Below are 12,780 nucleotides of genomic sequence, written 5' to 3'. Positions count from 1 at the left end.
GGGCAGGTCCTCGCCCGGGGAGTGTGGAACCCCTCACAACACAGGACGGGTACCCGGATGTTCCCGGGTACCCGTCCTGTACGTCCCTACGCGCGCTGTGACGGCGCGGTGCAGGTCAGAGGGTGATCAGAGCCTCCAGCGGGGCGTCCCGCAGCCCTGCTTCCAGCCGGCCGCGGCCGGCGAGGAAGCCGAGCTCCATGAGGACCGAGACCCCCGCGACCTGGGCACCGGCCCGCCGGATGAGCTCCAGCGAGGCCTCCGCGGTACCACCGGTGGCGAGGACGTCGTCGATGACCATGACGCGGTCGTCGGCGGACAGGTCCTCGGCGTGGACCTCGATCTCCGCGGTGCCGTACTCCAGCTCGTAGGCCTGCCCGAGCGTGGCGCCCGGGAGCTTGCCGGCCTTGCGTACGGGGACGAAGCCGATCCCGGCCCGGACCGAGACCGGCGCGGCCAGGATGAAGCCCCGGGCCTCCAGACCGACGATCTTCGTGGCCCCGTGGCGCACGCAGAGCTCCACGAACCAGTCCGTGAGCGCCGTGAAGGCCACCGGGTCCGCCAGGAGCGGGGTGATGTCCTTGAACAGCACCCCCGGCTTCGGGTAGTCCGGTACGTCACGGATCCGGCTGAGCAGCAGCTCCCGGGTGGCGTCGTCGATGTCCGTGCTGGTCATCGGCGGTTCCTCGGGGAGCGGCCGTGGCCTCCGGCCTGACGCCGCTGGCCGACGACCGCACCTGCGGGCTCGTCGCCCTCGTCGAGGTCGTCGGCCCGGTCGTCGCGCTCGTCCTCGACGGACTCGCCCTTGGCCGCGGCCGCGGCCCTCTTGGCGAGGATCCGCTTCTTCAGTGCCTTTATCTGCGGCTCGCGCTCCTTGAGGTCGGCGACCAGCGGGGTCGCGATGAAGATCGAGGAGTACGCACCGGCGGCGAGGCCGACGAAGAGGGACAGCGAGATGTCGTTCAGCATGCCGGCGCCGAGGACACCGCCACCGATGAACAGCAGACCGGCGACCGGCAGCAGCGCGACGACGGTGGTGTTGATGGAGCGCACCAGCGTGCCGTTGATGGAGCGGTTGGCGATCTCGCTGTAGGTCCAGCGGGTCTGCTTGGTGATCCCCTTCGTGCCCTCCTTGAGGCTGTCGAAGACGACGACCGTGTCGTACAGGGAGTAACCGAGGATGGTCAGCAGACCGATCACGGTGCCCGGGGTGACCTCGAAGCCGACCAGGGCGTAGACACCGACCGTGATGGTGATGTCGTGGATCAGCGCGACGAGCGCGGCGATGGCCATCCGCCACTCGAAGGCGATGGCCAGGTAGACCACCACGAGGACCATGAAGATGCCGAGGCCCGCCCAGGCCTTGTTGGCGATCTGCTCACCCCAGCTGGGGCCGACCAGGTCCGCGTTGATCTTCGCCTCGGGGATGCCGAGGTCCTCGGAGAGCTGCGTCTTGATCTGGTCGGCCTTGGCGGTGTCGACCTCGGTGATCTGGATCCGGAGCCCGCCGTTGCCGAGCTCCTGGACGATCGCCTCGTGGCCGGAGGCCGCGACCGCGTCCTCGTGGGCCTGGGAGACGGACACCTTGGCCTTGGTGTCGGTCGTGAAGACGGCACCGCCCTTGAACTCGATGCCCATGTTCAGGCCGCTGACCGCCAGGCCGAGGATGGCCGTGATGGTGATCAGGATCGAGACGCCGTACCAGATCTTGCGCTTGCCGATGAAGTCGTAACCGACCTCGCCACGGTAGAGCCTGGCGCCGAGATCGCCGAGTCGCGACATCTCACGCCTCCTTCGGGTGGTCGGTACGGGCGTTGACGCGGCGCGAGCGGCGCAGCGGCGGCTTGGCTCCGAGACGCTTCGGGTCCAGGCCGGACCACGGGTGACCGCTGGCGAAGAACTTCGTGCGGGCCATCAGCGTCATGACGGGCTTGGTGAAGAGGAACACCACGACGACGTCCAGCAGGGTCGTGAGACCCAGCGTGAACGCGAAGCCCTGGACCTTGCCGACGGTGACGAGGAAGAGCACGGCCGCGGCGAGGAACGACACGAAGTCGGAGACGAGGATGGTGCGACGGGCCCTGGGCCAGGCGCGCTCGACGGCCGGACGGAGCGTGCGGCCTTCCCGGATCTCGTCGCGGATGCGTTCGAAGTAGACGATGAACGAGTCCGCGGTGATACCGATCGCCACGATGGCGCCGCAGACGGCCGGGAGGTTCAGCGCGAAGCCGATGGCCGGGCCGAGCAACGCCATGATCGTGTACGTCAGGATGCCGGAGACCAGCAGGCTGAGGAGCGCGATCAGCGCGAGGCCGCGGTAGTAGGCGACCAGGTAGATGACGACCAGGGCCAGCCCGATGGCGCCGGCGATGAGACCGGCCTCCAGCTGCTCGCCGCCGAGGGCGGCGGTGACGGTGGTGACGGTGTCCTCGCTGAAGGACAGCGGGAGCGCACCGTAGGAGAGGACGTTGGCCAGGTCCTCCGCCGACTGCTGGGTGAAGCTGCCGGAGATCTCGGCGCTGCCGCTGAGCGTCTCGTTCACCTGGGGGGCGGAGACGACCTCACCGTCGAGGGAGATCGCGAACTGGTTCTGCGGGGACTGCTGCGCCGACAGCTTCTTGGTGATCGTCTGGAACTTCTTGGAGCCCTTGTCGGTGAACTCCATGGAGACGAGCCAGATGCCGCGCTGCTGGTCGAACTGCGCCTTGGCGTCGTCGACGTCCGTACCGGAGACCTCGGCCGGGCCGAGGAGGTACTTGGCGTCACCCTCGGAGCTGCACGCGACCGTGGGGTCCTCGGGCTTGACGCCGTCGCCGGCCTTGGCCCGGGCGGACTTGTCGGAGCAGTCCAGCGCGGTGAACTTCTTCTCGAGCGCCGCCGTGGCGGGGTCGGGCGTCTGGGTCGCCGCGGGGGCGTCCGAGGACTTCGCCGAACCGGAGGGCGTGGGCGTCGCGTCCTTCTTCAGGGCGTCGGTGACGGCACGGCCCTGGGTGGTGGCGCTCGGCGAAGGCGTCGCCTTCGGGCTCGACGCGGTGTCCGGGTCGCTCGCCTTCGCACTGGGCGTGGCGCTCGGCTTCCCGGAACCGCTCGCGGAGGGGCTCGCGGAACCCTCGGGCGTCGGTCCACCGTCGGTGACCGTCAGCACGGGCCGGAAGTAGAGCTGGGCGGTCGTGCCGACCTGCTCCCGGGCCTGCTTCGAGTTCGTCCCCTTGGGGATGTTGACGATGATGTTCGATGCGCCCTGGGTCTGGACCTCGGCCTCGGAGACACCCAGACCATTGACACGGCGTTCGATGATGCTGACCGCGGTGTTCATGTTGGTCTCGTTGATCGCGTCAGGCTTGCCGGGCTGGCTCTTCGCCTTGAGCGTGATCGATGTGCCACCGGCCAGGTCGATGCCGAGCCGGGGCGTGGTGTGACCGGACAGGAACATCCCGCCGGTCAGGGCGACCATGGCAATCAGGATCAGCGCCAGGGCACGGCCCGGCCTGCCCTGTCCACCGGATGAGCCCCGGCCTTTCTTCGGTGCTGCCACCTTTTCGTTTCTCCCTGTCCAACCGCCCCGCGCCGGGTACGCGCCCGAGCGGCCACGAAGTGTTGTGGGGACCCGCCCCCGCAGAAGACCGCACGGCCCGTGAGACGCCGGACACCCGTGGGTGTCCGGCGTCTCTGGGTCGTGGAACTACTTCGCGTCGCCCTCGCCGTCGGCCTTGGCCTCGGAGCCCTTGACCTCAGCGTCCTTCGGTGCGTCGGCGCCCTCGGACTTCTTGCCGAGGTCGATCTTCGCGACGTCGTCCTCCGAGTCCGCTGCGGCCTCACCGTCGGTGAGCGAGGAGGCGTCGTCGGGAACGATCGTGCCCTCGCCCTCCAGCTCGTCGTCGCCGTGGACGATGCGGTTGTACTCCGCGTCGTCCAGGACGGCACCGATGGCGTTCTTGGCGTAGACGGCGTGGACGCCCGGCGCGACCTCGAGGATGACCGTGTCGTCCTGGATCTCCTTGACGGTGGCGTACATGCCCCCGATCGTCCGGACGCCGGTGCCGGGCTGCATGTCGTTGCGCATCTGCGCAGCCGCCTGCTGCTTCTTCTTGGCGGACCGGGTCATCAGGAACATGGCCCCGATGAGCACGATGAAGGGGAGGAGGGTCACGAGACTCACGGGACGGAACTTCCTTCGCACGACCACGCTGGATTCACGCGGCCTGGTCTACGGGGGTGGGTACACCGACCTGTAAGGGCGGCATCGGCGGAGTCTAAGCGAGTCCGCATCATTGGAACAACGTCCAGCATCGCACCGTGGTTCCCCTGGTGGCCAACCCGTCGTTCGTCACGCCCCGAACAGGCCCTGTTGTCCCTTTACGCCGTGCTGCGGGGGGACCAGCCCGAGGTGGGCCCAGGCAGCGGGGGTGGCGACCCGGCCCCGGGGAGTCCTGGCGAGCAGTCCCTCCCGGACGAGGAAGGGCTCGGCCACCTCCTCGACGGTCTCGCGCTCCTCCCCCACGGCCACCGCGAGGGTGGAGAGACCCACGGGGCCTCCGCCGAAGAGCTTCAGCAGGGCGCCGAGCACCGCCCGGTCCAGCCGGTCGAGCCCCCGGGCGTCGACCTCGTAGACGCGCAGGGCGGCCGCCGCGATGTCCCTGTCGATCCGCCCCTCGGCCTTGACCTGGGCGTAGTCCCGGACGCGGCGCAGCAGGCGGTTGGCGATACGGGGCGTGCCCCGGGAGCGTCCGGCGATCTCGGCCGCCCCTGCCGGGTCTATGGCGACGTCGAGCAGTCCGGCGGAGCGGTGGATGACCCGCTCCAGCTCGGTCGGGGCGTAGAACTCCATGTGGCCGGTGAAGCCGAAGCGGTCGCGCAGCGGGGGCGGCAGCAGTCCTGCCCTGGTGGTGGCCCCGACGAGGGTGAACGGCGGAAGTTCCAGCGGGATGGCCGTGGCGCCGGGCCCCTTGCCGACGATGACGTCGACGCGGAAGTCCTCCATCGCCATGTAGAGCATCTCCTCGGCGGGCCGCGACATGCGGTGGATCTCGTCGAGGAAGAGGACCTCGCCCTCCTGGAGGGACGAGAGGATCGCCGCGAGGTCTCCGGCGTGCTGGATGGCGGGCCCGGAGGTGATCCGGATCGGGGCGCCCATCTCGGCGGCGATGATCATGGAGAGGGTGGTCTTGCCCAGCCCCGGGGCGCCGGAGAGCAGGACGTGATCGGCGGTCGCCCCCCGGGCACGGGCCGCCTTGAGGACCAGGTCGAGCTGCTCGCGCACCTTCTCCTGCCCGACGAACTCGTGCAGGTCCTTCGGGCGCAGGGCGGCCTCGACCGCGGTGTCCTCGCCGTCGGCGCCGGCGTCGACCAGGCGGTCGTCCAGCCTCTCGTCGTCGAGGTCTCCGGTGGGGGTTCCGGTCTCGTCCCAGTTCATCTCGTCAGTCCCGCCTCGGGTGTTTCGGTGCCGGGCCGTACGGTGCCCCGGCCGGCGTAGGGGGGTGGGCCCCTGGGGTCAGCGTGCGCGGTTGAGGGTCTGCAGGGCGGCGCGCAGCAGCTGGGGGACGGGGGCCTGGCCGCCGTCGGCGAGGGCCGCCTCGGCCTGCGGGGCCACGGCGCTCACCGCCTCGTCGGCCTCGCGGGTGGCGTAGCCGAGCCCGATCAGGGCGGCCTGGAGCTGGTCCCGCCAGGAGCTGCTCACGGCGGTGCCGATGCCCTGCTGGCCGATGTGGGCGCCGACCGGTTCGCCGAGCCGGTCCTTGAGCTCGAGGAGGAGCTTCTGGGCGCCCTTCTTGCCGATGCCCGACACCGCGGTGAGTGCCTTCTCGTCGCCGGTGGCGACGGCGATGCGCAGGGCGTCCGGGCTGTGTGTGGCGAGCATGGCCTGGGCGAGCCGGGGGCCCACACCGCTGGCGGTCTGGAGCAGCTCGAAGACCTGCCGCTCGTCGTCGTCGGCGAAGCCGTAGAGGGTGAGCGAGTCCTCCCGGACGACCAGGGAGGTGGCCAGCCTGGCCTCCTGGCCGATCCGCAGGCCGGCGAGGGTGGCGGGGGCGCACTGGACGGCCATGCCGATGCCGCCGACCTCGATCACGGCCGTGGCCGGGGCGAGAGCGGCCACCGGGCCTGAGACGAAGGCGATCATGCGGTACGGCCTTTCAGCGTGCGGTGGGCGGCGACGGCCTGCTGCAGTCGGTTCTGCGCGGGGGCGCGCCAGATGTGGCAGATGGCGAGGGCGAGGGCGTCGGCGGCGTCGGCGGGCTTCGGCGGCGCGTCGAGCCGCAGCAGGCGGGTGACCATGGCGCCGACCTGGGCCTTGTCGGCGCGCCCGGACCCGGTGACGGCGGCCTTGACCTCGCTGGGGGTGTGCAGGGCGACAGGGATGCCGCGGCGGGACGCGCAGAGCATCGCGACGGCGCTGGCCTGCGCGGTGCCCATGACCGTACGCACGTTGTGCTGGGCGAAGACCCGCTCCACGGCGACGTACTCGGGCCGGTGCTCGTCGAGCCAGCGCTCGATGCCCTGCTCGATCGCGACGAGGCGGTGGCCGAGCTCCGCGTCGGCCGGGGTCCGTACGACCCCGACGCCGACCATGGTCAGCGGACGGCCGGCGACTCCCTCGACGACTCCGACGCCGCACCGGGTCAGCCCCGGGTCCACACCCAACACCCGCATGAAGGGGCCCCCTCCGCCTCTCGGTCATCTGTTCCCGCAGGCTATCGGCTACCGCTGACAATGCGACGGGCCGACGGGGTGTGTCCCGTCGGCCCGTCGGTGCACCAGGTGCCGCCTCAGGCTTCGACCTTCTCCATGACCTCGTCGGAGACGTCGAAGTTGGCGAAGACGTTCTGCACGTCGTCGCTGTCCTCCAGCGCGTCGATGAGCTTGAAGATCTTGCGCGCGCCCTCTTCCTCCAGCTCGACCTGCATGGTCGGGACGAAGTTGGCCTCGGCCGAGTCGTAGTCGATGCCGGCCTCCTGCAGGGCGGTGCGGACCGCGACCATGTCGGTGGCCTCGCTGAGCACCTCGAAGGTGTCGCCGAGGTCGTTGACCTCCTCGGCACCCGCGTCGAGGACCGCGCCGAGGACGTCGTCCTCGGACAGTTCACCCTTCGGGACGATCACGACGCCCTTGCGGTTGAACAGGTACGCGACCGATCCCGGGTCCGCCATCGAGCCGCCGTTGCGGGTCATGGCGACGCGGACGTCGGACGCGGCACGGTTGCGGTTGTCGGTGAGGCACTCGATGAGCACCGCGACGCCGTTCGGGCCGTAGCCCTCGTACATGATCGTCTCGTAGTCGGCGCCGCCGGCCTCGAGACCGGCACCGCGCTTGACCGCGGAGTCGATGTTCTTGTTCGGCACGGAGCTCTTCTTGGCCTTCTGGATGGCGTCGAAGAGTGTCGGGTTGCCGGACACGTCGGCGCCGCCCGTACGGGCCGCGACCTCGATGTTCTTGATCATCTTCGCGAAGAGCTTGCCGCGCTTGGCGTCGATCACGGCCTTCTTGTGCTTCGTCGTAGCCCATTTAGAGTGGCCGGACATCTGCCTTCTCCTTCGCGTCACCAAAATCGATCCGAACCCGAGAGATCCTACCGGGATCGGATCAGCCCACGGCGCGCACCATGTCGGTGAAGAGTGCGTGCACCCGGTGGTCCCCGGTCAGCTCCGGGTGGAAGGACGTCGCCAGGGCGTTTCCCTGCCGTACGGCCACGATATGACCGCCGTGCATCGCGACGACGTCCGCGCGGGCGCCGACCGACTCCACCCAGGGTGCCCGGATGAAGACGCCGTCGACGGGTCCGCCGGGCACACCCTCGACCTCGACGGCCGCCTCGAAGGACTCGTTCTGCCGCCCGAAGGCGTTGCGGCGCACGATCATGTCGATGCCGCCGACCGTCTCCTGGCCGGAGCGCGGGTCGAGGATCTTGTCGGCGAGCAGGATCATCCCGGCGCAGGTGCCGTAGACGGGCATGCCGGAGGCGACCCGCTCGCGCAGCGGCTCCAGCATCCCGAACAGGACGGCCAGCTTGGACATGGTGGTGGACTCGCCGCCGGGCAGGACGAGCCCGTCGACCTCGGCGAGCTCCTCGGGCCGCCGGACCGGCCTGGCCACGGCGTCCGCCGAGGCCAGGGCGGTCAGGTGTTCCCGTACGTCGCCCTGGAGAGCCAGGACTCCGATGACAGGGGTGTCGGTCATCGGTGCTTACCAGCCGCGGTTGGCGTAGCGCTCGCCCTCGGGCAGCGTGTCGCAGTTGATGCCGACCATGGCCTCGCCGAGGTTGCGGGAGGCGTCCGCGATGATCTTCGGGTCGTCGTAGAAGGTGGTGGCCTTCACGATGGCGGCGGCGCGCTTGGCCGGATCGCCGGACTTGAAGATGCCGGAGCCCACGAAGACGCCCTCGGCGCCGAGCTGGCGCATCAGGGCCGCGTCGGCGGGGGTGGCGACGCCACCGGCCGAGAACAGGACGACGGGCAGCCGGCCGAGCTCGGAGACCTCCTTGACCAGCTCGTAGGGGGCGCGGAGCTCCTTGGCGGCGGCGTACAGCTCGTTGTTGTCGTAGCCGCGCAGCCGGGCGATCTCGTTCTTGATCTGGCGCAGGTGGCGCACGGCCTCGACGACGTTGCCCGTGCCCGCCTCGCCCTTCGAGCGGATCATCGCGGCGCCCTCGGCGATACGGCGCAGGGCCTCGCCCAGGTTCGTGGCGCCGCAGACGAAGGGGGTGGTGAAGGCGAACTTGTCGCTGTGGTTCACCTCGTCGGCCGGGGTGAGGACCTCGGACTCGTCGATGTAGTCGACGCCGAGGGACTGGAGGACCTGGGCCTCGACGAAGTGGCCGATGCGGGACTTGGCCATGACGGGGATGGAGACGGCCTCGATGATCTCTTCGATCATGTTGGGGTCGGACATCCGGGCCACGCCGCCGTCCTTGCGGATGTCGGCCGGCACCCGCTCCAGGGCCATGACGGCCACGGCGCCCGCGTCCTCGGCGATCTTCGCCTGCTCGGCGTTGACGACGTCCATGATCACGCCGCCCTTGAGCTGCTCGGCCATGCCGCGCTTGACGCGGGCGGTGCCGGTGGCCGGGGCCTCGGTGGACTGCGGGGTGCTGGGAAGCGTGGACACGGATCGACCTCACTGGGGTGGAAAGACGCTGGATGCTGCAGGTCCGAGCAAACGCTCCGGGAGCAGTCCACAGCAAGGGCCAATGAGTACCGCGTGGATCGTTCCGTACGCCGGCGGGGCGCCGGCACCCCTCCCCCGGGCCCGGTCTCAGCTGCCGGGACGGTCCGCCAGGGCGACCGGGGGCGCGTCGTCCATCTCGAACGCCAGCGGGAACGGGGCGTGCCCCGCGAGCCGGAACAGCCGGACGGTCCGGTGCCGGCGCAGCGCGCGTGCGGCACGCACGGCGTCGTTGTGGAAGCGGCGCGCCATCGGTACGCGGCGTACGGCGGCGGCCAGCTCCCTGGCCGCGTCCTCGCCGCCCGGGAACTCCTTCACCGCGTCGACCTGCGCCGGCTCGCCGAACACGGCCCGCAGGGCGGTGCTCAGCTCGCTCTCGGCGACCTCGCGCTGCTCCTCCTCGGCCTGGCGTGCCGCGTGCGCCGCCTCGTACAGCACGATCGACGCGGCGGGGTCGAGGACACCGGACGTGGCCAGCTCCTGGGTGACCGAGGCACGGCGCAGCAGCTGTGCGTCCAGCGCCGCACGGGCCGCGTCGATACGGGCGTGGAGCCGGTCGAGCCGCCCGGCCGTCCAGCTGAGGTACAGGCCGATCGCGAACAGCGCGACGGCGGTCCAGATGAGGATTTCGATCACGGGCGGCAAGGCTACCGTCGGCGGGCCCCACCCGGACCCGCCGGTGCGGCCGTCAGTCCCTGGCGAGGCCGAAGCGCGCGCGCAGCCCGGTGCGTTCGTCGGTGTCCACGGCCGCGGCCCCGTCCGTGACCGTCTCGTACACGGCCAGGATGTCCGCGCCGACCGTCGTCCAGTCGAAGCGGCGCACATGGGCGCTGCCCCGCTCCCGGAGTCCTTCGCGCCGCTCCGGGTCGCCGAGCAGCCGGATCGCGGCAGCGGCCAGCGCGTCGGCATCCTCGTTGGCGAACAGGTCGCCGGCGGCGCCCTGGTCGAGCACCTGCGCGAACGCGTCCAGATCGCTGGCGAGGACCGGAGCCCCCGCCGAGAGCGCCTCGACCAGGATGATGCCGAAGCTCTCGCCGCCGGTGTTGGGCGCGACGTACACGTCGACGCTGCGCAGCAGCCGTGCCTTGTCCTCGTCGCTCACCATGCCGAGGAACTCGACGCGCTCGCGCATCTCCTCGGGCAGGGAGGCGACCGCCTCCTCCTCGTCACCGCGTCCGGCCACGAGCAGCCTGGTCCCGGGCCGGGCGGCGAGGATCGCGGGGAGCGCCTTCATCAGGACGGGCAGTCCCTTGCGGGGTTCGTCGATGCGCCCTATGAAGCCGAGCGTGCCGCCCTGCCACTCGGCCTTCGGCTCGGCACGCGCGAAGAAGTCCACGTCGACGCCGTTGGGGATGACCACGGCGTCCCCGCCGAGGTGCTCGACCAGCGTCCGGCGGGCGTACTCGCTGACCGCGATGCGCGCGCTGATCTTCTCCAGCGCCGGCTGGAGGATCGGGTACGCCGCGATCATGGCCCGGGAGCGGGGGTTGGACGTGTGGAAGGTGGCCACGATCGGGCCCTGCGCCGCCCAGCAGGTGAGCAGCCCCAGGGAGGGCGAGGTGGGCTCATGGATGTGGATGACGTCGAACGTGCCGTCGTTGAGCCAGCGCCGGACCCGTGCGGCGGAGAGGAATCCGAAGTTCAGCCGGGCCACCGAGCCGTTGTACGGGACGGGCACGGCCCGGCCCGCGGACACGACGTACGGCGGGAGCGGTGTCTCGTCGTCGGCGGGCGCGAGCACGGAGACGTCGTGGCCGAGGCGGATCAGGTGCTCGGCCAGGTCTCGGATGTGGAACTGCACCCCGCCCGGCACGTCCCAGGAGTACGGGCAGACGATGCCGATCTTCACGGGGCTTCTCCCTGGGGTTCCAGATCGGAGATCCAGAGCCGTTGCAGCATGTGCCAGTCCTCCGGATGCTCGGCGATCCCGCCGGCGAAGGCGTCGGCCAGCGCCTGGGTCATGGAGGTCGTCCTCCCGTTGCGGTCGCCCGACTCCGGTACGGCGACGGGCGGATGGACCCGTGCCTGCATGACCGGGGTGCCGTCGTACCAGAGGGTGACGGGCAGCAGCAGCGCGCCGGTCTGCTGGGCCAGCAGCGCGGGTCCGGCGGGCATCCGCGCGGTGTCGCCGAAGAAGTCGACCTCGACGCCGGAGGCCGACAGGTCGCGGTCGGCGACGAGGCAGACGAGCCCGCCCGAGCGCAGCCGCCGGGCCAGCGTGCCGAAGGCGGCGCCCCCGTTGTGCGGCAGGACCTCCATGCCCAGGCCCTGGCGGTAGGCGACGAAGCGGTCGTACAGGGTCTCCGGCTTGAGCCGCTCGGCGACCGTCGTGAACGGCACCTTCAGGTCGGTGGTGACCCATGCGCCCGCCAGGTCCCAGTTCCCCAGGTGCGGCAGCGCGAGGATGACTCCCTGGCCCGCGTCGAGCCCCTCGGTGAGCCGGTGGGCGTCGCGGACGTCGATGGAGGCCTTGATCCGCTCCGGGCTCCAGGTCGGCAGCCGGAAGGACTCCATCCAGTACCGCATGTACGAGCGCATGCCGGCCTTCGACAGTTCGGCGAGCTTCGCCGCGTCCGCGTCCGGCACCACCCGTGCGAGGTTCGACTCCAGGCGCAGCACCGACTTCCCCCGCCGCTTCCACACCTGGTCGGCCAGGGTGCGGAAGAGCGCGGCGGCGGCCGGCTCGGGAAGCTTCTTGACCGCGCCCCAGCCGAGGCCGTAGAGCCCGTCGGTCAGCCGTTCCCTGAGGTCGGATGCGGTGCCGCTCACTGCGCGGCCTCGCTCCCCCGGGCCGCCGCGGCGGCGTCGGCCTCGGCCGACTCCCTGCGCACGGTCACCACCCGCTGGACGAGCGTGACGAGGCTTCCGGCGGCGACGATCCACAGCGCGATCGGCAGCAGGACCTGGATGCCGGGCACCCCGAAGCCGTGCAGTCCGGCGAGGCCGGCGGCGACCAGCGAGATCACGAGCCGTTCGGCGCGCTCCACCAGCCCGTTCACCGCGACCGGCAGGCCGATCGACTCGCCGCGCGCCTTGGTGTACGAGACGACCTGGCCGCTGGCCAGGCAGAAGATCGCTACCGCGCAGAGGACGTCGTCGTCACCGCTGCCCGCGTACCAGAGCGCGAACCCGGCGAAGATCGCCCCGTCCGCGACCCGGTCGAGCGTCGAGTCCAGGAACGCGCCCCACCGGCTGGAGATCCCGGCCTGGCGGGCCATGTTGCCGTCGACCAGGTCCGAGAAGACGAAGACCGTGATCACGATCGTGCCCCAGAAGAACTCCCCCATCGGGAAGAAGACCAGCGCACCTGCCATCACTCCGGCCGTGCCGACGAGGGTGACCGCGTCGGGGCTGACCCCGAGACGGAGCAGCAGAGCGGCGAACGGTGTGAGGACACGCGTAAAAAATGCACGCGCGTACTTGTTCAGCATGGCCTTCCCGAGGTTCGGTGGGCGCCGCGCGGCCCCTTCGGCCACCGGCTGGCCCATCGTAGTCACCAGCCGTGCCCGGTATCGGCCGGGCACCCCGTCCCGACCCGTGTCCGGGAAGTCACGCCTCGCCGCACGCGACGGATGGACGGCGTCCGGCACGGGTGAAAAGCTCGAATGACCGCGGGCGTCGACGGGA

14 protein-coding genes are annotated in these 12,780 nt (G+C 70.9%); all 14 read right to left on the bottom strand.

Going from position 1 to position 12,780, the window contains the following annotated elements; all coding sequences use genetic code 11:
• Positions 1-115: 115 nt before the first annotated feature.
• A complete protein-coding gene (locus ACFC51_RS17800) occupies positions 116-673 on the bottom strand; it encodes an adenine phosphoribosyltransferase (protein WP_376373505.1) in 558 nt (185 codons plus the stop codon).
• Positions 670-1,779, bottom strand: coding sequence for a protein translocase subunit SecF (gene secF / locus ACFC51_RS17795; protein WP_376373507.1), 1,110 nt, complete (start codon positions 1,777-1,779; stop codon positions 670-672). The genes ACFC51_RS17800 and secF overlap by 4 nt, the downstream gene beginning before the upstream one ends.
• A 1-nt stretch (position 1,780) precedes the next feature.
• Positions 1,781-3,532, bottom strand: a complete 1,752-nt coding sequence (secD, locus tag ACFC51_RS17790) for a protein translocase subunit SecD (protein WP_376373510.1) — start codon at positions 3,530-3,532, stop codon at positions 1,781-1,783.
• A 147-nt stretch (positions 3,533-3,679) separates the two neighbouring features.
• Positions 3,680-4,156 carry a preprotein translocase subunit YajC gene (gene yajC / locus ACFC51_RS17785; protein ID WP_376529511.1) on the bottom strand — a complete coding sequence of 159 codons (477 nt, stop codon included), beginning with the start codon at positions 4,154-4,156 and terminating at the stop codon, positions 3,680-3,682.
• Between the two features lie 168 nt (positions 4,157-4,324).
• A complete protein-coding gene (gene ruvB / locus ACFC51_RS17780) occupies positions 4,325-5,410 on the bottom strand; it encodes a Holliday junction branch migration DNA helicase RuvB (protein ID WP_376373514.1) in 1,086 nt (361 codons plus the stop codon).
• 78 nt (positions 5,411-5,488) lie between these two features.
• Positions 5,489-6,115: a Holliday junction branch migration protein RuvA gene (ruvA, locus tag ACFC51_RS17775; RefSeq protein ID WP_376373516.1), complete on the bottom strand. Its 627-nt coding sequence runs from the start codon at positions 6,113-6,115 to the stop codon at positions 5,489-5,491.
• Positions 6,112-6,645 carry a crossover junction endodeoxyribonuclease RuvC gene (gene ruvC / locus ACFC51_RS17770; RefSeq protein WP_329226740.1) on the bottom strand — a complete coding sequence of 178 codons (534 nt, stop codon included), beginning with the start codon at positions 6,643-6,645 and terminating at the stop codon, positions 6,112-6,114. The genes ruvA and ruvC overlap by 4 nt, the downstream gene beginning before the upstream one ends.
• A 116-nt stretch (positions 6,646-6,761) precedes the next feature.
• On the bottom strand, positions 6,762-7,514 hold the full coding sequence (locus ACFC51_RS17765; protein ID WP_376373519.1) for a YebC/PmpR family DNA-binding transcriptional regulator: 753 nt from the start codon (positions 7,512-7,514) through the stop codon (positions 6,762-6,764).
• Between the two features lie 61 nt (positions 7,515-7,575).
• Positions 7,576-8,169 carry a pyridoxal 5'-phosphate synthase glutaminase subunit PdxT gene (pdxT, locus tag ACFC51_RS17760; RefSeq protein ID WP_376373521.1) on the bottom strand — a complete coding sequence of 198 codons (594 nt, stop codon included), beginning with the start codon at positions 8,167-8,169 and terminating at the stop codon, positions 7,576-7,578.
• 6 nt (positions 8,170-8,175) lie between these two features.
• On the bottom strand, positions 8,176-9,096 hold the full coding sequence (pdxS, locus tag ACFC51_RS17755) for a pyridoxal 5'-phosphate synthase lyase subunit PdxS (RefSeq protein ID WP_103514736.1): 921 nt from the start codon (positions 9,094-9,096) through the stop codon (positions 8,176-8,178).
• Between the two features lie 147 nt (positions 9,097-9,243).
• Complete coding sequence (locus ACFC51_RS17750) at positions 9,244-9,789, bottom strand: hypothetical protein (protein WP_376373523.1); 546 nt, start codon at positions 9,787-9,789, stop codon at positions 9,244-9,246.
• A 52-nt stretch (positions 9,790-9,841) separates the two neighbouring features.
• The gene (locus ACFC51_RS17745) at positions 9,842-11,002 is read right to left on the bottom strand and encodes a glycosyltransferase family 4 protein (protein ID WP_376529509.1); all 1,161 of its coding nucleotides are present in this window, start codon (positions 11,000-11,002) and stop codon (positions 9,842-9,844) included.
• The gene (locus tag ACFC51_RS17740) at positions 10,999-11,922 is read right to left on the bottom strand and encodes a phosphatidylinositol mannoside acyltransferase (protein ID WP_376529506.1); all 924 of its coding nucleotides are present in this window, start codon (positions 11,920-11,922) and stop codon (positions 10,999-11,001) included. The genes ACFC51_RS17745 and ACFC51_RS17740 overlap by 4 nt, the downstream gene beginning before the upstream one ends.
• The gene (gene pgsA, locus ACFC51_RS17735; protein ID WP_376373598.1) at positions 11,919-12,584 is read right to left on the bottom strand and encodes a phosphatidylinositol phosphate synthase; all 666 of its coding nucleotides are present in this window, start codon (positions 12,582-12,584) and stop codon (positions 11,919-11,921) included. The genes ACFC51_RS17740 and pgsA overlap by 4 nt, the downstream gene beginning before the upstream one ends.
• Between the last annotated feature and the right edge of the window lie 196 nt (positions 12,585-12,780).

This window comes from Streptomyces sp. NPDC055962 (assembly GCF_042270185.1).
Lineage (GTDB): Bacteria > Actinomycetota > Actinomycetes > Streptomycetales > Streptomycetaceae > Streptomyces.
The sequence above is the reverse complement of the archived record's forward strand: the minus strand, read 5'-3'. Positions and strand labels throughout refer to the sequence as shown.

What these genes read in the sequence shown, in the direction of transcription:
- pgsA (WP_376373598.1), bottom strand. Translation starts at nt 12,584, where the DNA reads ATGCTGAACAAGTACGCGCGTGCATTTTTTACGCGTGTCCTCACACCG.
- ruvA (WP_376373516.1), bottom strand. Translation starts at nt 6,115, where the DNA reads ATGATCGCCTTCGTCTCAGGCCCGGTGGCCGCTCTCGCCCCGGCCACG.
- ruvC (WP_329226740.1), bottom strand. Translation starts at nt 6,645, where the DNA reads ATGCGGGTGTTGGGTGTGGACCCGGGGCTGACCCGGTGCGGCGTCGGA.
- ACFC51_RS17800 (WP_376373505.1), bottom strand. Translation starts at nt 673, where the DNA reads ATGACCAGCACGGACATCGACGACGCCACCCGGGAGCTGCTGCTCAGC.
- pdxT (WP_376373521.1), bottom strand. Translation starts at nt 8,169, where the DNA reads ATGACCGACACCCCTGTCATCGGAGTCCTGGCTCTCCAGGGCGACGTA.
- ruvB (WP_376373514.1), bottom strand. Translation starts at nt 5,410, where the DNA reads ATGAACTGGGACGAGACCGGAACCCCCACCGGAGACCTCGACGACGAG.
- ACFC51_RS17765 (WP_376373519.1), bottom strand. Translation starts at nt 7,514, where the DNA reads ATGTCCGGCCACTCTAAATGGGCTACGACGAAGCACAAGAAGGCCGTG.
- secF (WP_376373507.1), bottom strand. Translation starts at nt 1,779, where the DNA reads ATGTCGCGACTCGGCGATCTCGGCGCCAGGCTCTACCGTGGCGAGGTC.